General features: G+C 46.3%; 21 protein-coding genes. 13 read left to right on the top strand and 8 right to left on the bottom strand.

Annotated features, from left to right (window positions below; translation table 11 throughout):
• The first annotated feature begins 157 nt into the window (after positions 1 to 157).
• Positions 158 to 613 carry a tellurite resistance TerB family protein gene (locus RC73_RS16750; RefSeq protein ID WP_039035728.1) on the top strand — a complete coding sequence of 152 codons (456 nt, stop codon included), beginning with the start codon at positions 158 to 160 and terminating at the stop codon, positions 611 to 613.
• Between the two features lie 35 nt (positions 614 to 648).
• Here RC73_RS16750 and yjeH read toward each other — a convergent pair whose 3' ends face one another.
• Positions 649 to 1,914: an L-methionine/branched-chain amino acid transporter gene (gene yjeH, locus RC73_RS16745; RefSeq protein ID WP_039035727.1), complete on the bottom strand. Its 1,266-nt coding sequence runs from the start codon at positions 1,912 to 1,914 to the stop codon at positions 649 to 651.
• Between the two features lie 141 nt (positions 1,915 to 2,055).
• On the opposite strand from yjeH, the gene RC73_RS16740 reads away from it, so the two are divergent.
• On the top strand, positions 2,056 to 2,481 hold the full coding sequence (locus RC73_RS16740) for an Lrp/AsnC family transcriptional regulator (protein ID WP_028780007.1): 426 nt from the start codon (positions 2,056 to 2,058) through the stop codon (positions 2,479 to 2,481).
• Between the two features lie 194 nt (positions 2,482 to 2,675).
• Here RC73_RS16740 and RC73_RS16735 read toward each other — a convergent pair whose 3' ends face one another.
• From RC73_RS16735 to RC73_RS16715, 5 genes are all read right to left on the bottom strand, one after another.
• Entirely contained in the window at positions 2,676 to 2,966 is a 291-nt protein-coding gene (locus RC73_RS16735; protein ID WP_039035726.1) for a cytochrome c3 family protein, read from the bottom strand.
• Positions 2,967 to 2,988: 22 nt separating this feature from the next.
• Complete coding sequence (gene nrfD, locus RC73_RS16730; RefSeq protein ID WP_039035725.1) at positions 2,989 to 3,930, bottom strand: cytochrome c nitrite reductase subunit NrfD; 942 nt, start codon at positions 3,928 to 3,930, stop codon at positions 2,989 to 2,991.
• A complete protein-coding gene (locus RC73_RS16725) occupies positions 3,927 to 4,610 on the bottom strand; it encodes a 4Fe-4S dicluster domain-containing protein (protein ID WP_025010745.1) in 684 nt (227 codons plus the stop codon). Before RC73_RS16725 ends, nrfD begins: the two co-directional genes overlap by 4 nt.
• Before the next feature lie 12 nt (positions 4,611 to 4,622).
• Positions 4,623 to 5,084 carry a cytochrome c3 family protein gene (locus tag RC73_RS16720; protein ID WP_039035724.1) on the bottom strand — a complete coding sequence of 154 codons (462 nt, stop codon included), beginning with the start codon at positions 5,082 to 5,084 and terminating at the stop codon, positions 4,623 to 4,625.
• A gap of 74 nt (positions 5,085 to 5,158) precedes the next feature.
• Positions 5,159 to 5,623 carry a hypothetical protein gene (locus tag RC73_RS16715; RefSeq protein WP_039035723.1) on the bottom strand — a complete coding sequence of 155 codons (465 nt, stop codon included), beginning with the start codon at positions 5,621 to 5,623 and terminating at the stop codon, positions 5,159 to 5,161.
• A gap of 638 nt (positions 5,624 to 6,261) precedes the next feature.
• Here RC73_RS16715 and RC73_RS16710 point away from each other — a divergent pair.
• The 5 genes from RC73_RS16710 (at position 6,262) to menE (ending at position 12,142) form a co-directional block, all read left to right on the top strand.
• Entirely contained in the window at positions 6,262 to 6,984 is a 723-nt protein-coding gene (locus RC73_RS16710; RefSeq protein ID WP_160289587.1) for a LysR family transcriptional regulator substrate-binding protein, read from the top strand.
• Between the two features lie 139 nt (positions 6,985 to 7,123).
• The gene (menD, locus tag RC73_RS16705; protein ID WP_039035721.1) at positions 7,124 to 8,845 is read left to right on the top strand and encodes a 2-succinyl-5-enolpyruvyl-6-hydroxy-3-cyclohexene-1-carboxylic-acid synthase; all 1,722 of its coding nucleotides are present in this window, start codon (positions 7,124 to 7,126) and stop codon (positions 8,843 to 8,845) included.
• Complete coding sequence (gene menH, locus RC73_RS16700; protein ID WP_233962987.1) at positions 8,827 to 9,633, top strand: 2-succinyl-6-hydroxy-2,4-cyclohexadiene-1-carboxylate synthase; 807 nt, start codon at positions 8,827 to 8,829, stop codon at positions 9,631 to 9,633. Before menD ends, menH begins: the two co-directional genes overlap by 19 nt.
• On the top strand, positions 9,633 to 10,676 hold the full coding sequence (gene menC, locus RC73_RS16695; protein WP_039035720.1) for an o-succinylbenzoate synthase: 1,044 nt from the start codon (positions 9,633 to 9,635) through the stop codon (positions 10,674 to 10,676). The genes menH and menC overlap by 1 nt, the downstream gene beginning before the upstream one ends.
• 53 nt (positions 10,677 to 10,729) lie before the next feature.
• Positions 10,730 to 12,142: an o-succinylbenzoate--CoA ligase gene (gene menE, locus RC73_RS16690; protein WP_039035719.1), complete on the top strand. Its 1,413-nt coding sequence runs from the start codon at positions 10,730 to 10,732 to the stop codon at positions 12,140 to 12,142.
• Here menE and RC73_RS16685 read toward each other — a convergent pair.
• On the bottom strand, positions 12,125 to 13,339 hold the full coding sequence (locus tag RC73_RS16685; protein ID WP_039035718.1) for an EAL domain-containing response regulator: 1,215 nt from the start codon (positions 13,337 to 13,339) through the stop codon (positions 12,125 to 12,127). The genes menE and RC73_RS16685 overlap by 18 nt on opposite strands.
• A 306-nt stretch (positions 13,340 to 13,645) precedes the next feature.
• Between RC73_RS16685 and RC73_RS16680 the strand changes: the two genes are divergently transcribed.
• The 6 genes from RC73_RS16680 to RC73_RS16655 all read left to right on the top strand — a co-directional run bounded on the left by RC73_RS16680 (position 13,646) and on the right by RC73_RS16655 (position 23,456).
• On the top strand, positions 13,646 to 14,269 hold the full coding sequence (locus tag RC73_RS16680) for a response regulator transcription factor (protein WP_039035717.1): 624 nt from the start codon (positions 13,646 to 13,648) through the stop codon (positions 14,267 to 14,269).
• A complete protein-coding gene (locus RC73_RS16675; protein ID WP_039035716.1) occupies positions 14,266 to 17,892 on the top strand; it encodes an ATP-binding protein in 3,627 nt (1,208 codons plus the stop codon). The genes RC73_RS16680 and RC73_RS16675 overlap by 4 nt, the downstream gene beginning before the upstream one ends.
• Positions 17,893 to 18,370: 478 nt before the next feature.
• On the top strand, positions 18,371 to 18,928 hold the full coding sequence (locus tag RC73_RS16670) for a fimbrial protein (protein WP_039035715.1): 558 nt from the start codon (positions 18,371 to 18,373) through the stop codon (positions 18,926 to 18,928).
• A gap of 63 nt (positions 18,929 to 18,991) precedes the next feature.
• Positions 18,992 to 19,696, top strand: coding sequence for a fimbrial biogenesis chaperone (locus tag RC73_RS16665; protein ID WP_200888003.1), 705 nt, complete (start codon positions 18,992 to 18,994; stop codon positions 19,694 to 19,696).
• Between the two features lie 60 nt (positions 19,697 to 19,756).
• On the top strand, positions 19,757 to 22,297 hold the full coding sequence (locus RC73_RS16660; RefSeq protein WP_143078330.1) for a fimbria/pilus outer membrane usher protein: 2,541 nt from the start codon (positions 19,757 to 19,759) through the stop codon (positions 22,295 to 22,297).
• A gap of 55 nt (positions 22,298 to 22,352) precedes the next feature.
• A complete protein-coding gene (locus RC73_RS16655; protein ID WP_082014359.1) occupies positions 22,353 to 23,456 on the top strand; it encodes a fimbrial protein in 1,104 nt (367 codons plus the stop codon).
• 110 nt (positions 23,457 to 23,566) lie between these two features.
• On the opposite strand, the gene RC73_RS20590 is transcribed toward RC73_RS16655, so the two are convergent.
• Entirely contained in the window at positions 23,567 to 23,905 is a 339-nt protein-coding gene (locus RC73_RS20590) for a hypothetical protein (RefSeq protein ID WP_143078329.1), read from the bottom strand.
• Positions 23,906 to 24,141 lie beyond the last annotated feature (236 nt).

Raw genomic sequence — 24,141 nt, 5'->3', positions numbered from 1 at the left:
TATCAAAGGGGAACCCGCGGCCACTGATGGCGTCTAAAAAATGTGGCCGCCCGGTTAAAGCGCGCATCGGCAAGGCCGGATTTACCCGGCGCCAAGCCGCAAACCGCGTGGCCCGACATGTTTAGAGCCTATACTGAACCAACTGACAGAGAAGCCTATGATCGCCAAGCTCAAGCAGTTTTTGAATGCCCATCAACAGAGTCAGTCCCCGCAGGAACAACAGAAACAACTGGAACTGGCAGCTGCCAGCATGTTGTTGGAAGTGGTTTATGCCGATGAGGAGATGTCCGGCACCGAATCGCAGCTGTTGCCCGAACTCCTGGAACAAACACTGGGTTTAGCTGCCGAAGCAGCGGCTGAGCTGATAATTGAGGCGAAGCGGACCCGTCACGATGCCACCTCACTGTTTGAGTTCACCTCGGCCATCAATGATAGCTTTACCCTTGAGCAGAAGCAGCAGCTGATCCTGGCGATGTGGCGTGTGGCCTATGCAGACGGCGAATTGTGCCGCTACGAAGACCAGATCATTCGCCGCTGTGCCGACCTGCTGTATCTCAAACACTCTGAGCTTATCCAGCTGCGCAACCAGGCCATGACTGGCAACTCAGACTGAACCAGCCCTTTATTGCATGCTTTTATTGCATGCTTTTATTGCATAGGAATCACCGGCGGCAATTGGCGTTTCTGCCACTGCTGTTGCAGTGTCAACAACACAGCCAACACACACAGCAAACCCAGGGCGTAAGCCATGGCGCTGCCGAGTGCAAACGCCAGCAAGACACAAAGCGCGCAGCTTAGCAGTACCAAAGGCAGGTAGCGTTTGCTCAGCAAGCGAATGGCTGCCAGCATGGACAACAGATAGATCACCACAAATACCCCATTACTCCAGGCAATCAACTGCTCAAGCTGTTGGCCTGAAATATAGGTCAGCACTATCACCAGCCCCATCACACCAAGCACGGCCGACAAAGCTCTGACCGGCACCTGATAACTGTTACGCTCACGGAACCAGGCCGGCAATATTCCCTCGGTACTGAAGCTCCAAAGCAGCCGCGATACACTGGCGGCATAGACGTTCACTGCCGCCAGACCACTGGCAATACCCAGCACACCTATCACCTGAGCGCCGTATCCGCCAAGCAGGGTATCAAATGCCCCTATCATGGCGACCTTGGTATCCACCTCCACCAGCAATAACAACAAGGTACAAACCAGATAAACCGCGCCGACCAAAATCACCCCTATCACCATGGCGGGGATCAAGTCTCGATCCGGGCGCTGGAAATCATTGGCCAAGTGGGTCATGGCCTCCACACCGAGGAAGCTCCAGAAGGCGATGCCTATTGCCAGCATCACACCGTCATAGTCGGGAGTGGAATGAGCGGTCAAAGACAGCAACTCACCGGCCTTGGCACCACCGGCGCCGAACATCATCACCACCACGGCCACAATCCCCAGTGTCAGGGCAAATTGCGCCTTGGCAGAAACCTGAATTCCCCTGAGATTGAGCAGCCAGAGCCCGAGCAGAACCAAGAGTTCGCAGCCCACCTGCACCCAACCGGATACGGGGATCAGGGCGTTAACGAATTGGAAAGTCATCAAAATGGCGGCGGGCGCACCGATAGGCACAGCCATCAAAAAACTCAGGCCTATGGTGCGACCCAAGGTACGGCCAAAGGCTCGTTCGACAAAATAGGCGGGGCCGGCAGCGTGAGGGAAACGGCTGGCCAGACGGGCAAACACCAAGGTCACCGGAATAATGGCCAGGGTCAACAGAGCCCAAGCCAGTAAGGCGCCACTACCGGCCTTATCGACTGTCATCTGCGGCAAAATAAACACCCCGGTACCCAACAATGTGGTGGCCATTAAGCCGGCACCCTGCCAGCGTCCGATTGTTCCTGTAACTTGATTCATCTGCTAAATTATCAGTATCTTGAATGGCGCCAGTATAGTCGTTCTCCGGCAGAATTTCTGTCATTCGTTTCCGTCAAATACGGCTTTTAAGCCGACGAAATGACGGCAAATCGGCAAAAAACACACAAAACGTCAGGTAGCATGGATAAGTTCGATAAAGCAATCATTAATGCGCTTAAAAAAAACGCCCGTCGAAGCATTTCAGATGTGGCAGCCGAAGTGTCGCTGTCCCGCAGTGCCGTCTCAGACAGGATCAAGAAGCTCGAGCAAAACGGTGTGATCCGTGGTTACCAATTGCTGCTCAGTGAATCCCAAAAAGAAGCCGTCAGTGCCTACTTTGAAATTCAACACAAATGCCCCCGCTGCAGCGATGTAGTACATGTGTTTCATGCGATTCCGGAGGTCGTCACCTGTCACGGGATCTCCGGCGACATGGACCTGCTGGTATTCGTCAAGACTCCCTCGATGCGGCGATTGCACGAGATCCGCGAATATATAGACACTCATACCGAGATAGTGAAGATTAAAACCCATGTGGTAATGAGCGAGTGGATTAATAACCAGTGAATTAAAACCAAGAAAAGCCACCCGCGTGCTCATTAGGTGGCGAGTCCCGTGGAGGATCGGGAAATGCGTCAAAGGCGCAATAACAAAGTGGCTTCCTGCCCAATCACTTCCTTGTCAGCAACGTAATAACGTTGCTTCAGGATGCGGCGGTGCTTGTTCTTGACTGCAAAGCCGCCGCATTCCTTAACCTCTTATCAGTGGCAGTCTTTACAACCCGCTGCCGGGTCTTTTTCTTCGTGAGCTGTGTGACAGTCAGTACAGCTGAGCACGCCATCATGTTTCTTGTGTGCCTCACCTTCGAGCGAATTCATATCACCGTGACAGGAAGCACATTGCTCGTTTTCAAAGGCATAATCGGCAGAAGGCGAACCATCTTTATGGCAGGCTTCGCAGCCGGACATTTCCGTGTGAGAATCAGCTATTGGGGCTGCCAGCAGTGAACCGGAGAAACCCAGAGCCATCATCAGAAGCATTTTTTTCAACATCACATTTTCCTTTTTATGGGGGTTAAGCAATCGTCATTTGTCCTGTGTACAGGATGAAGTGGCGCAGCAAAATGACCCCCAACAGACTCAGGGTTGCTGTCGCTGCCACATAAGACCATTTACGCTTGGCCGTGGCGGTCATAAACAGATTCATTGCCAGTGGGATAGAGAGACCACAACCCAGGATACCGAGCCAGAACACCCAACCCCAGAAACCTTCCCCGATGGCATTGAAGGCCGCAACTTTGCTTTGGCCACCGGTGAGCACCAGCCCGACAAAGAAAGTGAAGATAACCGCAATTTCCACCAGGATAAGAGGGATCTCTATCCTGTGAATAAAGTGCACTTCTTTGCCGTCGGGGTTGCCCTTGAGCAGCACACCACCAAGTAGGGATGCCGCCGCACCGGAAGAGAGACCGGAGATCAGGAACAGCAACGGCAGTACCGGATTCTTCAGCATGGGGTAACCGGGCAGAGCCGACAGCAGGAAGCCGGTATAAGCCCCCAACGCCAGAGACAAGATCACCAATAAACCTGTTAAGCTGGGTTCATGTTTGGCCAAAAATCCGGTCACTTTGAGCACCACGGGGAAGCGTTGCTCACACCAGTCATCTATCGGTTGACGGAACACCATGGCAATCCAGGCGAACATAAACACCATATAGACCATGAGGATCATCACCCCGATGGACATCACCGAAGTGGGGTTATAGAACACCAAAATCTTCCAGAAATGGAACGGCTTGGTCAGGTCGATGACCAAGATCCCCAAACCTGCCATCACAGTGAGTGGGGCGACCAAACAAGCAGCCTGGACAAAGCCGGAGCGCCAGGCATCCTGTTGCAGGCAACGGTGTTTCAACAATACGGCAAAGAACATGGCGCCCGCCGAAACCCCGGCGAAGAACAGATAAAACGCAATGGGCCAGTGCCAAACCAAAGTATCAAAATGAAAAGGACTCATAGCTTAATCTCCCCCTGTTTGGCCACTATCTTGAACAGCTTTGGCCGGGTGCCGAGATCAACCTTGGATCTCTGGGTTGGGTTGGCCCGAATCATCTGCACCACTTCTGAACTCGGATCTTTCAGGTTACCGAATACCAAAGCCTTGGTTGGGCAGGCTTCTACACAGGCCGGCTGTTTGCCCTGCTTGAGTTGAGTCTCACGGCAGAAATCACATTTGTCGGCCGCTTTGGTAACTGGGTTAATAAAGCGCACCTGATAGGGGCAAGCCGCAATACAGTATTGGCAACCAACACACTTCCAGGCATCCACAGTCACAATGCCGGTTTTCTTGTCCTTGAACGCCGCACCAGTTGGACAAACGTTGACACAAGGCGCGTCTTCACAGTGCTGACAAGACTTACGGCTAAAGTGGTAAAACTGGTTCGGGTATTCACCATATGGGCCAGTGCGAATAATCTCCAACCGCGAGACCCCTTCAGGTACCTGGTTCACTTCCCGGCAGGCATCACTACAGGCGTTACAGCCAATACACTTGGTTTCATCATGGAGCAGGGCATAGTTGATGCCAGAGTCATGATCGGCGCTGGCAACCGCCTCATTGCCACTCAATGGATAGAGAGAGGCACCGGCCATCAGGGCACAGCCCCCTTTTAAAAAACGTCTTCTGGAATTTTCCATTACTCTTACCCCTTAGTTGACCGTATGACAGTCACGGCACAGCTTGCTGTGCTGTGTGCCAGTTGCTTGCTTCATTGGATCGTCCAACGGGTGCAGCTTGTGGCAGGCGGCGCAGCTCAACTTGTCGGCGTGAACATTGTGGGTCCACTCTTTCTCAGCCAATTTCTGTGGCTGGTGACACTTGAGACAAGTGGCATTCTGGGTTGCTGGGGCAATCCCTTCCTGAGGAGTAAAAACTCTTAAATCATTGGGCTTTCTTGGATGTTTTCCTTTTTCCCCATGACAGGTACTACAACTCATATTGAGCTGATCCTGACCATGGTGCCCCTGCATTAAGCCATTGCGTTTGTGACACTTCACACAGGGATCACTGTTGATTTTCAACGCGGTCTCGGCATAGGCAATGCCGCTTACCCCCAACAAACAGGTCATAGAGGCCGCGCCTAATATTGCACGCCATCGAATACTGGACATCTCGGGTCCTCACTTTCAATTGGATATACAGGGACTCAAAGGTAGCGGCCTAAACCGCCACCCGTTATTGCAGCCTAAGCTGTCAACATCTGCTCAAGGTGCTGTGCATCCAGGGGATTGGAGCGTTTCATATCGATGAGGCGAACGTTGAGCTTTTCGAGTAGGCTCTTTGAGTTGGCGCTTTCAGCATCACTGAAATCTGAAATTACCATTTTTATTTCTGAAGAATTCTGATCTATCAATACATAGTCCAGGCGCGAGTGACTCGCGGTCGCATGTGGGTCAATATCAACCACTGACTCCAACGCCACATTGCTACAAACTTCGTATCGACCATTGGTTAAAGACTTCAGAGATTTAAAAAAATCTAAACTCTGCTTGTCAAAGAACCTATTTTTGAGCTTTATCTCTTCGGCATTCTTTTCATCTGACTTAAAGAACTTGATACATGTCATCACAAACACCACCAGCACGAATGGCACTGCAATAAAAAGCACGAAGTAGATAAAGGCATAACTTAGAATAACTGAAGTATCCATATAACCCTCCAAACATCATTTTTAGTTTTAATACGCTTATTGCGCAGTTGAATTATTACTATCTACAGCAATATTAATTTTGATCGCCATCAAATAACCGTTGAGGAAAAGATTGAAAGATCGAAACATAAGACACTGACTACATTGCTATTTTCTAGAAAACGTTCTGCTAAAAATAAGAAATAGCATTTAGATAAAGCGATATTTGGAAATGTATTATTTCACTATGTGAAATACACACAGTTAATGAGAATCTCTCTCACAAACCTCTTTAAATTAGTCAAAAAAACAGCATTTAGTGATCTAGAATACAGAATCGAAAATAGCTTCGAATAAAATTATTCTTTCTGAAAAAACAGGTTAATATAGATGCTGAAGGTACCACTAAAGGAGTATTGCAGATGAACCATATTGACTTTGAAAAGCTGGATATTTTGAGCCTTTCCATCCTTGTTAGCTTATATGAAAACAAATCTGCAACACACGTTTCAAAGCTTTTAAATGTACCAGCCCCAAAAATAAGCCGTTGTTTAAAAACTGCCAGATCTATTTTTGGTAACGAACTATTTCTAAGAAAAAAGTATGGCCTTATTCCCAATGAATTTGCGGCTAAGGTTTACCCTATTGCCAAAGAAATAGTGAACAGTGCCAAGGGCTTCAATCAGCTTGGCAATCCAGCTATGGCGGGCAATAAAAACTTTGAACTTGTCACGCCGGGTCTTATCTCTTACGCCTATCCCAAGGCCTTGATGCAGGCCATTAAACAACAGAACAAACAGCTGCATATCAATTTGAATTCCTGGAGCTGTAACTCATTGCAAGGGCTCATAGATGGCAACATCAGTGCAGGACTTTGCAGTTGTCACTACCCACAAGAACTGCAATCTATAGGCAGCAAATTACAGATTGAAGCCCTGAGAAAACTAGATAGCCTCTACCTTATCTGCAACAAGAATCATCCGCTGCTCTCCCGCGAGCTAACGTTGGAAACCATCGCCGAGTATCCTTACATCAACACAGATTTGAGCATAGGCCCCAACACTCTAAGCCCATTTGAAGATTACTGCCGGATCAACAATCTGGATTTGAATGTCGAAATGACTATCACCGGCATCTCCTCCCTGAGTGCCTATCTGGAAGCCTCACAGGCGGTGGCTTTGGTGCCCTACAAGGCGGTATTCGATCTGTTGGGCGAAGAACCTCTGCTACACCTTTGCAAGCTGTCGGAAATGGAAACCACTCGCCTGTTCAATGTCACTGAGCCGCTGACACTGACACTGCTTAGTCCCAGCGGCCAACAAGACCCGGATCTGGAATGGATACGTTCACAGTTGCGTTTGGTGAGCGGGACCTTACTGTAGGCTTGTGATAACAATCTAAATAGGATCTCAGCCCGCTCTTTACGACTTGAAGTATACAGACAGATTTGCCCAAGAGTTCATACAATAGCGCTGCCAAAAGCGGTACACTAATGCGCATTCGATACTGGGTAAGCCGTCTATGCAAATCAATTCTCACGCCGAACTCAATCTCCTTTGGGGTTCCCTCATACTTGAAGAACTGGCACGCCTTGGGGCTCAGCATGTGTGCATGGCACCGGGCTCGCGCTCAACGCCTCTGACACTGGCAGCCGCCCGCCAGGACAAACTGAAACAACATCTGCACTTTGATGAGCGAGGACTGGGTTTTATGGCACTCGGACTCGCCAAAGCCAGTCGAGCTCCGGTGGCCATTATCACCACCTCGGGAACAGCCGTGGCCAATTTGTATCCGGCCATAGTCGAGGCCTGGTTAACTCAAGTCCCCTTGGTCGTGCTTTCCGGCGACAGACCGCCGGAGCTGATAGCTTGCGGCGCCAACCAAGCCATACTCCAACCGGCGATTTTCGGCCAATATGCCAAGCAGTTAAACCTGCCGACACCGGATCTGGCCATAGCTCCCCAAGCGCTGCTGACTCAGATTGATGAAGCCGTGGCCAACCAAAGCATGCCGGTCCACATCAATTGCATGTATCGTGAGCCACTGTACCCAAGCAGCCTGGATGCCCCCAGAAGTCAAGCCATAGAGCATTACCTGCAACCTCTGACGAACTGGCAACAGGCAAGCACACCCTATAACCAATATGCAGCTGTAGGCATGGGACAAGTCCCCAGTTGGGATACCATGGCGCGTTTTGTTCACGGCAAGGGTGTTATCATCGCCGGCACCCTGGATAGTGCCGATAATCCACAAAAGTTGGTCGAACTGGCCAGCAAACTCGGTTGGCCGCTGCTGACAGATGCCCAGTCTCAGCTGCGCCAACATCCTGCCGCGATAGGCAATGTCGACCAACTGCTGCTCAACCCCAAGGGCCGAGCCCTGCTGCAACAAGCCGACCGGGCACTGGTGTTTGGTGGACGCCTGCTGTCGAAACGCTTAATAAGTTATCTTGAACAGCAGAACTGGCACCAATATTGGCAAGTATTGCCGCAGCAGATGCGCCTGGATCCCAGCCATAAACCCAAGCAGCTCTGGCTGGCAGAGCTGCAGCAGATAGCCGCGCTTGAGTGGCCACGCTCGTCCTCCGCCAATTGGGCGCTGGAGCTCACCGCCCAGAATGAGGCGCTCAATGAGCTCTTTGTACGCCAAATAGATAACGGCGAGTTCGGTGAGGCCCAGGTGATCAGGGCCATAGCGGCAACCCGCACCGGCGAACAACAGCTGTTTATCGGTAATAGCTTGCCGGTGCGGCTTTATGATATGTTCGCGCCCATCAGTTGCTGCGCCGCCATCACCTACACCAACCGCGGTGCTTCGGGGATAGATGGCCTGCTGGCAAGTGCCTGCGGCGTCGCCAACCACAAGGGTCAGGCCACCACCTTGGTGCTCGGCGATCTATCGGCGCTGCACGACCTCAACTCTCTGGCGCTGGCACGCCAGGCTCAGGGGCCGTTGGTGATAGTGATACTCAACAATGATGGCGGCAATATCTTCAATATCCTGCCGGTGCCGGACGAGCAAGTAAGGGCTCACTATTACCGATTAAGCCACGGACTGGAGTTTGGTTATGGTGCGGCCATGTTTGGCCTGCCCTACAATAGGGTGGAAGACTTCCAAGGCTTTATGGATGCCTACAGTGAAGCACTCAACTATAACGGCGCCTCGGTCATCGAGGTTTGCGTCAGCCAAACCCAGGCCAGCGACCAGATAGCCAGCATAGGCCAATGGGTAAAACAAAGCTGATGTTAGCCACAACGACTCAGGGTTCAGCAACCCAGCCGCCTTTGGTGCTGCTGCACGGTTTTCTCGGCAGCAGCTATGATTGGCGCGAGTTGCTGCCGCTCCTGAGTCAGGACTACTACTGTATTGCGGTCGATCTCCCGGGACATGGCCGCAGCGGTGATATCCAAATCGACAGCCCAGGCTTCAGTGACTGTGTTGCCTTGCTGCGTCATACACTGCTCAAGGCCGGCATCGCGCGCTTTCACTTGTTGGGATACTCGCTTGGTGGCCGTATCGCACTGCATCTGGCTCAAACCTGGCCCGAGGCGTTGCTGAGCCTGCATCTTGAGTCCTGTCACCCGGGCCTGTTATCCCATGATGAACGTCAGCAGAGGGCGATGGCCGATAAGCTGTGGGCCGAACGTTTTAACACTATGCCAATTGAACAAGTGCTGGCCCTCTGGTATCAGCAAGCGGTATTTGCCGACCTATCAAGCGCCGAGCGAGAAGGTTTAATTGAGAAACGCCGCCATCAGCAGCCGCTTGGCCTAATCAGCTGTTACCAGGCCACTTCACTGGCACTGCAACAGGATCTGCGCCAGGTGCCGGCCAAGCTTGCTTGCCCAAGCCACTACTACCTCGGGGAGCAGGATGGCAAGTTTGGCGCTCTCGCCAAGGCCTGGCAGCCACAAGCCGGATTCAAGCTGCATACCATTGCCGATGCGGGCCATAATAGCCATCAGGCCCAACCCGGCGCTTTTGCCACGGCGCTCAAAGGCGCCCTGAACGCGATTTCAAGGGGTGAATGATGCATCCAGACTCACTGTCACTGGCCCGCTATAGGCTGCCGCTGGAAACCTCACTACCTGTGGGTAAGCAAAGAATCGAGCAGAGATCCGGGCTGGTTATCAAGGCCAGTTGCGGCAACGAAGAACATTTTGTAGAAGTCGCCCCCTTGAGCGGCCTGGATGCCAACGGCGAGCCACTGCTGGGTTTTAGCCGTGAATCGCTGGCGGAGGTGACAGAAGCAGCCTTGGCACTGATGCAAGCACTGGCCGCCAAAGAGCTTAAGTTGAGTCAGGCGGCCGATGCCTGTCAGTATCCCTCACTCGCCTGGGGGCTAAGTCTGCTCGATGCCAAACTCAAGGGACAACTGCCACAGCGCTGGCCTGCCGTTGAAACCATCCCGCTCATCTACCACAGAGAAGAAGAGCCACTGGCGCTACTGCAACAAAGGCTGGCGGCGCTTCCCGATACGGTTCTCAGAGCCAAGATAAAAGTCGCCCAGACCAGCATGGAGCAAGAGCTCAGACTGATCCATGCTGTATTGGCCGCCAAACCTCATCTCAAACTCAGGCTGGATGCCAATCAGGGCTTTGAGTATCAACAAGCAGTGGATTTTTGCGCTTGTCTGCCCAAAACCAGCATTGAATATATTGAGGAACCCTGCCGCCGCGCCGACGATAACCCGGCCCTATTCAAGGCCACAGGGATCCGCTATGCCCTGGATGAAAGTCTGCTGCAAAGTGAGTTTGTACCTGACTGCAATGACTTCGCGAGCGGCCTGACCGCGCTGGTGCTTAAACCTATGTTGCTCGGCAGCTTAACCAGACTGCAAACCCTGATCGAACAGGCCGAAGCGGCCGGTGTGCGCGCCCTGTTGAGCTCCAGCCTGGAATCTTCTCTGGGAATTGCCGATCTGGAGGCGGTCAGTGCCCTCTTGACCCCCAATGAAGCCCCCGGACTGGATACTCTGGCGCCTTTCGGACGCGATATTATTGTCGGTCAAGGCCACAAACCCTGTCTGGACTTTGCCGAGCTGGAACTCTTGGGTCAGTGGCCCTGTCTGTAACCGCCAAGCTCTGACAGCCTCTGCAACCTCCAATTTCAGTAACAGGAGAGCACATGACCTACTCGCCCCTTCACCTCAGTGGCCAACAAACGCCGGATGCCATCGCCTTGGTAGAGGGCGGTATCTGCCATAGCTATCAGGCAGTAAGCCGGCAGGTGTTGGCGCTCGGCACCGAGCTGCGAGCCTTGGGGTTGCAGCGCGGGGATAAACTGGCCTGTGTGGCCACCAACTGCCGCGAGCTGATATTGCTGTATTGGGCTTGTCTGGATCTGGGGCTGCTCTTTTGCCCGCTGTCACCCAAGTTTCCGGATAGTCAGCTCCAGGAGCTGCTTGAGCGTTTTCATATTCGCTTTATCTGGTGTCCGGATAACACCAGAAATAAGCTTTGGCAAACGCGGGATATCACCCGAGTGCTGGCGGATTTTGCTATTCTCGAATCGAATGGTATCCCAGCCGAGATAGCCACGGTCTCGGCCGATACGCCGCTCAATATCATTCTTACCTCGGGCTCCAGTGGCAGCCCCAAGGCCGCAGTCCACTGCCTTAACAACCATATCGCCAACGCCAATGGCAGTCGGCAGTTGATCCATTTGGCAAATGGTGATGCCTGGTTACTCTCGCTACCGCTGTTCCATATTGGAGGTCTGGCCATTCTCAATCGCTGCGCCCTGGCCGCCGCGGCCGTGGTGCTGCCGGATAATGAGCTGACTATGGCAGCGCAGTTAAAGCGCGATGCCATCACTCATCTCTCATTGGTGGCCACCCAGTTGCAACGCCTATTGGACGACAACCCCGAAAGCCTTATGGGGGTAAAGTGCCTGCTACTTGGCGGCGGTGCCATAGGCCAAGGCCTGCTGGACCGGCTATCCCCCTTGAAAGTGAAATCCTTTACCAGTTACGGCATGACAGAGATGGGCTCGCAGATCACCACGGGATTCGCCCGCAGTGATGGCAGCAGTGGCCGCCTGTTACCCGGGCGCGAACTCAAAATAGAACAAGGAGTTATCTGGGTCAGGGGCGAGACCCTGTTTATGGGTTATCTGCAGCCGGATGGCAGCATAGTTAAAGAGACCCAAGACGGTTGGTTCTGCACCAAGGACAAAGGCTTCTGGAGCCTGGATGGGCTACTGCATATTCAGGGGCGGGTCGACAATATGTTTATCTGCGGCGGCGAGAATATTCAACCGGAAGAGGTGGAAGCGGCGCTGAAACGGCACCCGGCCATCCTGGATGCCATTGTCTTTGGTGAAGATAACCCTGAGTTTGGTTTACTACCGGCCGCCATTTTGCGTTATCGAGGCTCACAGGCGCCGAGCGAAGCCGAGTTGACTGCCTTCCTGGCAGACAAGCTGGCCCGTTTTAAACGCCCGAGGCACTATTATCCCTGGCCGCAACAGGTTGCCGAGGGGTTCAAAGTACAGCGCAAACAGGTTATTGCCGCTATCTGTTCAGCCATGAAGTCTTAAAAGTTCATTCTGTAAAAAGCGTTTACAAAAGTCAGCTTCACTCAATGGATGCGAAAAGTAAAATCCCTGTCCCAGATTGCAACCGAGATTTTGCAATAACTTAAGCTGGGCAGCCGTTTCAATACCTTCAATAACTAGCTGCATATCCAATGAATCCGAGAGCGCTATCACACTGGATATCGCCGCCTTACATCTGGGCTCTGTATCCAAACCTTCCACAAAGCAGGCATCCAGTTTCATCTGTGAAAAAGGCAGATCACACAGGCGAGCTAAAGATGAATGTGCGGCACCGAAATCATCAATCGCCAATTCACAACCCAACATACGTAAACGGATCAAATTCTCCATGTTGAGGGCCGGTGCCAATATAAGTCCAGACTCTGTTATCTCTATGGTAACCAACTTAGGCGGAAGCTTATAATCCCGAATCAATTTGGAAATTTGATATACAAGTTCAGTGGAGTTTAATTGGGAAATGTCAAGGTTGTAGGCAAGCGATAAGCGATAGTTCTGTTCCAACAATCGCTTTTGCAATTTGATCCCCTGATGGAATAATTGAAGAAACATCTCGTCCAGCAGGCCATAACGAATGAGAGGTTCAATAAACAGATTAGGATGCAGTAACCCAAACACGGGATGCTGCCATCGCGCCAACACTTCCGCTCCTTCTATTTGTAAATCAGTAACGCTGAACTTGGGTTGATAGAAACCAACAAATTGATGTTGCGTGACCGCATCCTTAAAATCCTTGAAGTTTAACGAAAACCAATCCGGATGTAACTCCGGCTCAGTTGGTATCTTCGGCGGCTCATTGAGCTCACGATAACACTTGATCATGGCATTCAAGTTTTCAATTGTGGGCGACTTAGCCAAATCACCCAGATACTGAAATCCCAATAGCTTAACCATCTGAGACACCGCCCGACGCAGATCTTTGTCAACATCACTATAAAGCGCTACCCCACGGATTTTGAATCTGGCTCTTGCCTGGCGCAAGAAAGACAAACCATCGGTTCCAGCCAACATCAAGTCGCAAATTACGATATCGACCTCCCTATGCTGTTGTAACCAGGAAAAAGCGGCTGTCGCGCAGCCAAAGCTGAAGACTTCCACACAAGTTAGCGACTTGAGGTTGTGCTCCAGCACAGTGCGTTGAAAAGGATGATCCTCAAGCACCAACACCTTGCATTTCTTCATTGTTTAAGCCAAAAAATAATATGGATATAAATGGCGGTCAGCATCATTTATCTCCAAAAATAGCCGACATTTGCTTTATTAAAATTAACCAAATCCTTATATGGCTATATTTACGCCAACACACCGAAAATGGTCTATATCACACTATTCCTAATTTACTTTGAAGCGATATATATTCAACCATATTATAGTAATTGTAAAACCCAAGAGAAAAGGCTGAAAGTTCAGTAGGAAATATCCTACTTACATGTAAATATTATTCTGCCACAATTGGCTTGAATGATAATGGGGGTAGAAGTTTAGAATATGAAGAAAATTATTGTTGTTGATGACCATCCTGTGGTGATTATGGCCATAAAAATCATACTCGAGCAAAATGGCTTTCATGTCATAGCCACAACAGATAATGGAGTTGACGCGCTGAAGCTCATTCGAGAGCATCAACCAGATGCCGTTATTCTGGATATAGGCATACCACAACTAGATGGTCTAGAGGTGATTAACAGGTTAAATAATGTGGACTTTCCACCTAAAATCCTGGTGTTGACGGCACAGCCATCCGAGTACTTTGTTACCCGCTGTATACAAGCAGGCGCCTCTGGTTTTGTCTCAAAACAAGAGGATCTAACTGAGGTTTTAGGGGCTTTGAGGGCGGTGTTATCTGGATATTCCTACTTTCCCAACAATGCTTACATTCATTATAAGCAGAACAAACAACTGCCGGAGTCAGATAAGTTGGCACAATTATCAGGCCGAGAAATGATGGTACTTCAACAACTGTCACACGGCCTTTCCAATAAAGAGATTGCCGATCGCATGTTACTCAGTAATAAAACCATAAGTACATATAAGACTCGTTTACTGGAAAAGCTTAACGCTCGTACCCTGGTCGATCTTATCGAAATATCCAAGAGAAATCATATTATATGAAGAAAGCACCACTTCTATTGGCGCTATACTTAATATTGCTTTTTGTCACTTTTACTTCAAAGCAAGCAAAAGGGGCTCAATTGCATACTCCAACACTCTCAGGCCATGCCAGTATGAGTGAAATAGAGATAGATTTAGCCGATGAGCAGTGGCAGTGGTTACAAACACAGCAAAGTATCCGGGTAGGAGTTACGACACCTGACAATCCACCTTTCGATATGACAATGGATGGCAACAGTGACTATTACGAGGGCTTGAGTGCCGATTACTTGCAGCTTCTTTCCGACCTCCTAAAAGTCAGAATAGAGCTACGTTTATTTAATAACAAAGAGGACGCTATCTTAGCTATCAAGGACGGCGAATTGGATCTGCTCACCGGGGCCTCTGATTACGAAGCATCCCAAGGATTACTACTAAGCCGGGCTTATGTCGATAACCAAGCTGCGTTATACACTTCAGAAAAACTGCCTTCAGAACAAGCTCCGACTCATATTGCCATGGCTTATGATTACCTGCCAGATGCCGACTTAACCACACTTCTTCCTAAAATCCAAATCACCCCCTATCCCTCCAAAATAAAAACGGTAGCCGCAGCTGTATTTGGTGAAGCTGATGCCGTTATCATGGATCTGTTTTCAGCCAACTATATTGTTAACAACTATTTTGCCAAGAAGTTACGGATTAAGAAATTATTGCCCGTTGATACTCAAGGCATAAGCTTTGCTTTAAGCAATGATAAACAGCAACTTAAAGAGATAATAGATGATGCATTAAATCAAATCCCGCAAAGTGAGCATTGGGCCATCAAAAAACGTTGGAGTGGAGGCGGCCTGAATCTATCTAAAAAAAAACTCGGTCTGGATCTGACTGATACAGAATTAGCTTGGTTAAAGCGACATCAGCCTATAAGAATTGCAGCCAATAAGTTTAATGCACCTATGACCTATTTCGATCAAGAAGGCAGATTACATGGTTTCGCAGCTGATATTTTGGAGATTATAAAGCTTTATAGCGGGATTGACACTATCATTATCCAGACGCAAAACTTCCATGAAATTGCCAAGAGCCTACAAGATAACAGTGCTGATCTAGCATTGTTATCACCTTCAGATAAACGTAAAAAGGAACTGATTTTCACTAAAGAGTTAGCTTATGCTCCATTTGTATGGATCTCCCTTAAAAACTCTCACATCAATCAGCAAAAAAATAACTTAAAAATAGCCTTACCAACGGCACATATCTCTACGGAAATGTTACCTGAAGTATTACCTCAGATTAAAGTTCTAGAAGTAAGCAACTATATGGAAGCCCTTGAGGCCACGCTAAAAGGTAAGGTAGATGCCACTATAGCCCCGCTTGGGGTCGCAGATTATTACGTCAATCACTATTATGACCACAAACTTGAAATACAGGGTATTTTTGATAGTTTACCGCCGGCGACTGCAGCCTTTGCCACGAGCAAAGGTAACCCTGAATTAATCAGCATTCTCAATAAGGTTCTGGCCATTATTCCCGCAGATGAGTTGCAATCTATAGGAAATAGATGGCGCGGCAATGCCGTCCCCGGACAAGAGACCTGGCGTGACTATAAGTATACTATCTATTCCATCACTATTGCCGCTATATTGTTGATTACTGCATCTTTAATCTGGGCCTGGTTCACTCGTAGCCACTATCTCAAACGGTTAAAGGTAAAAAAGGAACTGCAAAAACAACTTATATTTATGCAAGAGGTTATTGACAGCATCCCCCACCCTATTTATGTACGCAATACAGAGCGTAAGCTAATTCTCTGCAATCAAAGTTATTTACAATTTTTCCACGTATCAGAACAGGAATTGATAAACAGAACAGTGTTGAAAAACGGTGACAGAATCAAAGATGTTCACACCATAGATCAAAAATATATTCAAGCCATAGATGAGAACAGAGCATGCTACGAAGATAGGCGTATATATATTGATGAAAAACCTATTGATGTGTATCACTGGTTCCGCCCTTATAAAAATGAACAAAATCAGATCCAGGGGATTGTCGGTGGATGGATAGATGTCAGCGACCGAATTGAATTAATGCAACAGTTGAGCCTAGCCAAGGAACAGGCCGAAAAGGCCAGCGTGGCCAAGACTCAATTTTTGGCGACTATGAGCCATGAAATACGCACCCCCATGAATGCGATTATAGGCTTGCTGGAGCTATCGATAAAACGCTCCCAGGAAAACTTGTATGATTTTAAGTCTATTCGTGTTGCTTATGACTCAGCCAAAGGGTTACTGGAACTGATTGGCGATATACTCGACATTGTTAGAATTGAGGCAGGGCAATTAAGCTTAAACCCTGTACAGACAGAACTAAGGCAAACGCTGGATTCGGTAATACGTATCTTCGAAGGTATTGCAACCCAAAAGGGCTTGCAATTATCGTTGGAAGTTGACCCTCAACTACCAACGTATGCGCTGCTAGACCCCCTAAGAATCAAACAGATACTGTCCAATCTAATAGGTAATTCCATAAAATTTACCGAGCAGGGCAATATAGTCCTCACAGCACTTAAAGCGAAAAACGCCGCAGGTCAGAATGAACTGGTCTTCCAAGTGGCCGATACAGGTATAGGCATGCCAATTGAAGAGCAACAGGACTTATTTAATCCTTTCGTTCAAGCCCAAAATGGTGCCCACAACAAAGGGGGAACCGGTCTGGGTTTACCTATATGCCGTTCCCTGTGTGAGATGATGGGCGGTTCTATTACTTTGGTTAGTGAACCAGGGCAAGGAACATGTATCAATATCCGAATACCTTTACAAATCGCCAATACCGATACTGCTGAAGAAAATCAAACCTCTTCTGTACCAGATGCCCTCCCAGCAACCCAAGCACAACATGTATTAATAGTCGATGACCATCCAGCCAACAGACTGCTGTTGTCACAGCAACTTAAATATATGGGGCACAGCATTGATGAAGCAAACGATGGTCAGGAAGCGCTCCAACTCTTCAACCAACACCCTTATCGAATCGTCATTACCGATTGTAATATGCCGGAGATGGATGGTTATGAGCTTAGCCGCAAGCTGAGACAACTTGAGAAAAGCCGTAATCTATCGCCAGCTGTTATCTTAGGTTACACAGCCAATGCCCAGCTGGAAGTCAAAAAAATCTGCATCGCCGCAGGCATGAATGATTGCCTGTTTAAGCCTATCAGTTTATCTGAGCTTAAAAGCACCTTGGATAGCTTCCATCAAGTACTTGAACAAGATGTTCCAAAGCCCAGCTTCCTACCTAGTACATTGGATAAATTAACCGGTGGCAATTTAATGCTAACAGAGCAGTTACTACATGAATTATTGAATGCCAATGAAGCTGACCTAATAAGTTTGAAATCAGCATTGAAAGATGGGGATGAAGATAAGACCAAGAGTATAGCCCACAAAATTAAAGGTGCGGCGAAGATTATTTCAGCTACTTCCATAGTCAAACATTGCGAGCAGTTAGAACAGGCAGAAACCCTAGAAGAAGCAAGTGTGTATCTGGTTACACTCAGTAATTCATTGGAGCATCTTGCTGAAGATATAAAAGCATACCTAATTTCAGAGAAAAACGAAACGATAGATTTTACAATCTAAATTTAGCTTAAATTTTCTATAAAATAAAACACCTAAGTTATTTCAACAACAAACACCAACTTGACTAAAAAGTAAACTAAAAACATTTTTACTTTAACATTATCGACATCATCCTATTTTACCAATTGATATTTATAGCTCGCATGACTAGTATAAAAAATTAATATTCATCAATAGATTAATAGATTGCGACAATTGAACAACTAGATATTAAACATAAGATTAAAAAACTATAAAAAGCATCACCCGTGTAGGAATTTTCCTATAGGGGGATTGTCATTTCCGATCCAACCCCTCCCCTCTTTCATTCTAGTCAAAACTAATTGTAGTATCAGCATCGAAGTGGTTCGAGCTTAGCTTGAAAATATGAAGCTCAATTTTAATTTGAGATCTTAGGTTTGCCTAGGCTTCTAAATTATACAAGTATAAAAGCGCATACCACCTATTCTTTAAATATTAAGGATTAATAGGTACACATATGAAGAAAGTAATTGTATTAGCGGTATCTTTAGCTGGTTATGCTTCTCTAGGAACAGCTAACGCAGCATCAACAGGTACTATTCAATTCGTTGGTGAGATCACTGGAGCCACTTGTAATGCTACGGTTAATGGCACAGGCAATGCCACTGTAACACTGCCAACTGTCAGTAACAGTCAACTTCAAGCGGCTGGTAATACCGCCGGGAAAACCAGCTTTACCGTTGAGTTAAGTGATTGTACTGCACTAGGTACTATGACTCAGGGTTCTGCTTTCTTCGAGAGCGGCTCGGCAGTCAATATAGCAACTGGTCGTCTTAAAAATACCGCGCCAAACAATGCCGCAAGTAACGTGACATTGCAGTTACGTGACGCTTCATCTGATACAGCAATCAAAGTTGGCGACTCAAGCCAAACTACTACAAACACTTATGTCAATTTGCCAACCACAGCCGGAGGTAAGGCTCAACTTCCTTACACTGTAGAATATTATGCTGAAAATGCGGTGACTGCGGGTAAGGTTAATTCATCAGTAGTTTATTCAATCCAATATAAGTAAACCTTTTATTAAATAAGATATATAGGGGGGAACTCCCCCCCTATCATCAAAAAGGATAATACAGTGCTTCGCTTCTTTTACCTTATTCTAATTATGGTTACATTAATATGTACTATAGGAGTTACACCACAAGCATTAGCCAGCGTGGTGATTACTGGCACTCGTGTAATTTACCCTTCTGATGCGAATGAGGTGAGTGTAAAGCTGGATAACAGGGGAGAAACTCCTGTTTTGGTTCAAAGCTGGATTGACAATGGTGAAATTGATGAAAAACCTGACTTCATCGATGTTCCATTTATCATTACTCCTCCTGTAAATAGAATTGATCCAGATAAGGGACAGACTCTAAGAATACGTTACACAGGGGATACTCTTCCGACTGATAGGGAGAGTTTATTTTGGCTAAACGTACTTGAAATCCCTGCAAAACCAAGCTCAGAAAGCAATGAAAACTATTTGCAAATGGCGTTTAGAACGAGAATAAAGCTATTTTACCGACCAAACTCATTAGCGTTTGACGTTAAGGATTCTATAGAAAAGATCAGTTTCAACCGACTAGACAATGACACTGTAAGAGTTGATAACCCAACTCCTTTCCACATTTCCTTCGCCAAGATAGTATCCAATGAAAAAGAAATAGAAGGAGAGATGGTATCGCCACATTCATCGTTGAAGTTCCAACTACCTAACCGAATAGGAAGTAAAGTTGAAGCCACTTATATCAATGATTACGGCGCCATGAAACTTCAGGAATATTTAGTTAAATAATTAATAGCCTAATATGGATAACAATATTGGCATCAGCTAAATAACTAAATCGAGGTCAAATTGAAAAAATTACCAATCAGTAATTTTATTACATTATTAGTAGTGGGCTATACACTATCATTTGGCTGTAGGATAACTCTTGCTGATACCTCCCCATCTGTTGGTGCATCATCTACTAGCGTTACATTTGATTCATCTCTATTGAACATGGTGGGATCAGATAGCTTCGATTTAAGCTATTTTCAAGATGGCGCATCTGCTCTTCCTGGAAATTATAAGTCGGCAGTATATATCAATGGGGTATTACTTGGCTATTACAATGTTGAATTCAAGGTAGACAATAAGAAAAAGGTATATCCATGCCTGAGTCAAAAATTGATAAAAGACATTCAATTCAATCCAGATGAATTACCCATACCCATTGATAAAAATATCGATTCATGCATTGACTTGAAAAATCACATCTCTACGGCATACGTTAACTATGATAGCGGAACTCAACACCTTGACATTATTGTGCCTCAAGCCTATCTGTACAATAAGGCAAGGGGGGAAGTTCACCCTGAACTATGGGATGAGGGCATCAACTCTGGTATTTTTGGATACAATATCAATGGTTATAGTAGCCGTTCCAATGGAGAAAATTACAACTCATTATTTGCCAACTTTAGAACCGGAATCAATATCGGAGCATGGCAACTAAGACATAATGGTAACTACTCTTCAATTGAAGGAGGAAGAGAGAACTATAACGCTATAAATACATATATACAACGTGATATCCCTTCATGGAGAAGTAGTGCTTTAGTTGGACAATCAAATACTTCTGGACAAATATTTGACACCTTACCTTTCGTTGGACTTCATTTGGCAAGCGATAGAAGAATGTTACCTGAATCTCAGCAAGGCTACGCACCTCAAATAAGAGGTGTAGCTAAAACTAATGCGCGAGTTTTTATCCGCCAAAATGATCAAATCATTTATGAAACCAATGTAACTCCCGGTGAATTTCTAATTAACGATCTCTATCCTACCGGTTTTGGTGGGGATCTTGTTGTTACTGTAAGAGAATCTGATGCCAGTGAACACTCATTTAAAGTACCCTACGCTTCTGTAACCCAGTTGTTAAGGCCAGGTACAATACACTATGAATTTACCGCAGGTAAAATTCATAGTGATAGCTTATTAAGTAATCCTGATATCTATCAGGCGACTTACCAGTATGGTGTCAATAATACCTTTACTAGTTATGGTGGACTCCAGGCCAGTGATGATTATTACGCCGTGCAACTTGGTGGTGCTATCGGTTCTTCCATTGGTGCATTTGCTCTGGATATTACCCACGCAAGAACCCGCTTGGGAGACGGAGTTGAACCTATGGATATTAGTAAGAGAGTAGAAAATATAACAGGACAAAGTTATCGACTAAGCTATAGTAAGGCTATCAGCGAAACAAACACTAACTTGTCATTGGCTGCATATCGATTCTCAACCGATGGGTATATGGACTTTATGACAGCAATGCATACCCGTGATGCTGTATCTTTAGGAGATTCACCAGAGAATATTTTCAGATCTAAAAATCGCTTTACTGTTACCGCAGCACAGAGTTTACCTAATAATTGGGGACAATTTTATTTAAGTGGCTCATTACAAGATTATTGGAACCAAAAAGGGACAGAAAAGCAATATCATTTTGGATATAACAATCGTTATAAAATTTTGTCTTATGGTTTAAGTATAAACCGTAGCTTTTCCAGTATAGGAACAGAAGAAACCAACTATTTATTGAGCTTTAGTCTGCCCCTTGGAAAAAGTAACTTCTCGCCGCAGATGATGGTCGACCTTTCCCATGACACCAATGGCAATAATAGCCAGCAGTTGGCGGTATCTGGTGTATATGGAGCCGAAAGTGAATTAGGTTATGGTGCAACTATTACCAATACTGATAACGGCGGAACCAGTCATTCACTCAACGCCAATTATCGAGGGCATGCAACCACACTAACAGGTAGTTATAGCCATGGAAATAACTACAACAGCGCTGCGGCAGGGATTAATGGCACTGTCATAGCACATTCAGGTGGAATAACACTCACCCCCTATGTAGCCAATACCTTTGCCTTGATTGAAGCTATAGGTGCTGAGGGAGCAAGTGTATCTTCATATCCTGGTATTCATCTTGATAGCAATGGTTATGCTGCCGTACCTTATTTGAAACCTTATCAGATAAACGAGATTAACATTGATCCAAAAGGAACCTCTGCCGGGGTTGAATTGGAATCTACTTCTCAGAAAGTAGCCCCTCATGCAGGAGCTGTGGTGAAGTTAAGCTATAAAACCAAGCAGGGTAATCTGATTTTGGTCAAAGCAACCTATGAAGGAAACCCATTACCATTTGGGGCTTATGTTACAGATGGTCAAAACAATCATGTTGGCACTGTAGGCCAAGGTGGCGTTCTTTATGCCAGAGTCGATAAAAACAGTGGACAATTAAATATAAAATGGTCAGAACCTGATTCAAAAAGTTGCTCAATTGATTATGAAATAAAGAAAGATTTACCAAATGGGATCCATAAATTCAAAGCTGCTTGCCACTAACCAACTGAATTAACAAGCTTAGAAAAGTTTCACCTAAAGTAACAGGTAGATTAAGATGAAGTGTATAAAAAAATTTTTTTGGATCTTCTTATTGTTAGTCATAGGAGGATACTCTAGCGTAGCGGAAGCGATCCAATGTTCTCGAACCTCATCTTTAGTTAACGCACAAATGCCTTTGGCTGTAAATAACTTAACTGTTGGCCCTGACACGCCTAACGGCACAGTTATATTTAGGCAAGATTTTCGCGTAGGACAAAGGCTATCCGTACATTGCACCCCTTCAAGCTCGCCATATCAAATTTATAGGAGTTATAATTATACACGCATGCCATTGCCTAGTTCGCAATGGTATGGCGGACCTTATCCTAGAGCAACTATTTATCAAACCGGAGTGCCGGGTATTGGCGTAATGATATTAGCAGAGAATAGGCCTTTACCTATAGATATAAAAGCTAACGAAGTCACACCAGCGAATCAGTTCACTAATTATAATTTAAACTTAGGCATGGTTTTATTTTTCATTAAAATAGGAAATGTACAACCGGGAACTATTAGAGGATTTAACTTACCTTCCAGCAACATAAGGTTTAAAGCGCCTGGTGCTAATGTTTTATTGGCAAGATTAGCAATCACCGGCTCTATCAATATAGTGTCGCAAACGTGCAGGGTATCGAATGTGACTGTCCCTATGGGACAGCATAAGATAGGTGATAAATTAACAGGAAAAGGGAAAACCACTGAATGGGTCGACGCATCCATCAGGCTGACTAACTGTCCGAGATTTTACGGCACCCTAAAAGATGGTAAAAATACCAACTACAATTACACCACAGGCGTAGTGAACACCGGAAATTACACTCAAAATGCGTTGGGAGTATCAATATCACCTAACACAAGTACGGTAGATAATAGTGCAGGTATTATGAGTATCAAGTCCGGAACCAATAGCGCTCAAGGTGTTGCCATTCAGCTTGCCGAGTTTTCCAATCGTAGATTTAACAATTATATAAAGTTTGGAACTCCTTGGATATATACTTTATCAAATGAAAATAGTACAACTTTTACCATTCCACTGAGAGCAAGATATATCCAAACCGAATCAGAAGTCACTCCCGGTAGAGCTGATGCCACGGCTACTTTTACCTTGACATACAAGTAACATTAATAAAAAGAATAGTTTTAAAAAAGGCAGCCAGATGGCTGCCTTTTCTATCAATTTTTTAATCAAGGATAATACTGAAATAAACTTAAGAACAGTAAGGTTGAAAATCAGCCTAATGTCATAATCAAGGAGGCTCGCCAACGACGATAATGATATGGCAAAATAGGTTGTGGCAAGACCCAGCGAGATTCACTGTCACTCTTGTAAAGCGGAATATCTTGGCTTCTTAAGAAACGCTCCAAACGAAAAGGGTGTAAACGACAAAAAATAATGTCACAGCCTGCCAACTGCTCAACGTGTAACTCATCTTTTGATATGCAAAGTCCAGCATCCATCAGCCAATAAAGTGTCTGATGATAAATTTCATATTTATGCTGTTTTAGAAAAGCTATGCCCCAACCTGGTTCAGCCGTTAATGCCAACTCTCGGTAAGTTCTGAAATCCATTTACAGCCTCCAAAAGATAGTTTAGGCAGACTATAAAGGCTTGCTTCAATTATATCGTTAAGAAAAATCTCTATTAATGTAAGAAAGTTCTGACATTGAAGTTCTGTCAAATCTCATTACTAGTAACCTGTCCAAATAACTCTCTTTCATGACATTGCTGACTAAAACAGACTAAAAATATTTTCCATAGTAAGCTAATAGCGGGTTTTCTAGACGGCGTTGTTTCCTAAATAAGC

It is taken from the genome of Shewanella sp. ECSMB14102 (assembly GCF_000813075.1).
GTDB lineage: Bacteria > Pseudomonadota > Gammaproteobacteria > Enterobacterales > Shewanellaceae > Shewanella > Shewanella indica.
The sequence above is the reverse complement of the archived record's forward strand: the minus strand, read 5'-3'. Positions and strand labels throughout refer to the sequence as shown.

What these genes read in the sequence shown, in the direction of transcription:
- RC73_RS16685 (WP_039035718.1), bottom strand. Translation starts at nt 13,339, where the DNA reads ATGAAGAAATGCAAGGTGTTGGTGCTTGAGGATCATCCTTTTCAACGC.
- RC73_RS16750 (WP_039035728.1), top strand. Translation starts at nt 158, where the DNA reads ATGATCGCCAAGCTCAAGCAGTTTTTGAATGCCCATCAACAGAGTCAG.
- RC73_RS20590 (WP_143078329.1), bottom strand. Translation starts at nt 23,905, where the DNA reads ATGGATTTCAGAACTTACCGAGAGTTGGCATTAACGGCTGAACCAGGT.
- RC73_RS16675 (WP_039035716.1), top strand. Translation starts at nt 14,266, where the DNA reads ATGAAGAAAGCACCACTTCTATTGGCGCTATACTTAATATTGCTTTTT.
- menE (WP_039035719.1), top strand. Translation starts at nt 10,730, where the DNA reads ATGACCTACTCGCCCCTTCACCTCAGTGGCCAACAAACGCCGGATGCC.
- menD (WP_039035721.1), top strand. Translation starts at nt 7,124, where the DNA reads ATGCAAATCAATTCTCACGCCGAACTCAATCTCCTTTGGGGTTCCCTC.
- RC73_RS16670 (WP_039035715.1), top strand. Translation starts at nt 18,371, where the DNA reads ATGAAGAAAGTAATTGTATTAGCGGTATCTTTAGCTGGTTATGCTTCT.
- yjeH (WP_039035727.1), bottom strand. Translation starts at nt 1,914, where the DNA reads ATGAATCAAGTTACAGGAACAATCGGACGCTGGCAGGGTGCCGGCTTA.
- RC73_RS16735 (WP_039035726.1), bottom strand. Translation starts at nt 2,966, where the DNA reads ATGTTGAAAAAAATGCTTCTGATGATGGCTCTGGGTTTCTCCGGTTCA.
- RC73_RS16715 (WP_039035723.1), bottom strand. Translation starts at nt 5,623, where the DNA reads ATGGATACTTCAGTTATTCTAAGTTATGCCTTTATCTACTTCGTGCTT.
- RC73_RS16740 (WP_028780007.1), top strand. Translation starts at nt 2,056, where the DNA reads ATGGATAAGTTCGATAAAGCAATCATTAATGCGCTTAAAAAAAACGCC.
- RC73_RS16655 (WP_082014359.1), top strand. Translation starts at nt 22,353, where the DNA reads ATGAAGTGTATAAAAAAATTTTTTTGGATCTTCTTATTGTTAGTCATA.
- RC73_RS16725 (WP_025010745.1), bottom strand. Translation starts at nt 4,610, where the DNA reads ATGGAAAATTCCAGAAGACGTTTTTTAAAAGGGGGCTGTGCCCTGATG.
- menH (WP_233962987.1), top strand. Translation starts at nt 8,827, where the DNA reads ATGGGTAAAACAAAGCTGATGTTAGCCACAACGACTCAGGGTTCAGCA.
- RC73_RS16720 (WP_039035724.1), bottom strand. Translation starts at nt 5,084, where the DNA reads ATGTCCAGTATTCGATGGCGTGCAATATTAGGCGCGGCCTCTATGACC.
- nrfD (WP_039035725.1), bottom strand. Translation starts at nt 3,930, where the DNA reads ATGAGTCCTTTTCATTTTGATACTTTGGTTTGGCACTGGCCCATTGCG.
- RC73_RS16680 (WP_039035717.1), top strand. Translation starts at nt 13,646, where the DNA reads ATGAAGAAAATTATTGTTGTTGATGACCATCCTGTGGTGATTATGGCC.
- menC (WP_039035720.1), top strand. Translation starts at nt 9,633, where the DNA reads ATGCATCCAGACTCACTGTCACTGGCCCGCTATAGGCTGCCGCTGGAA.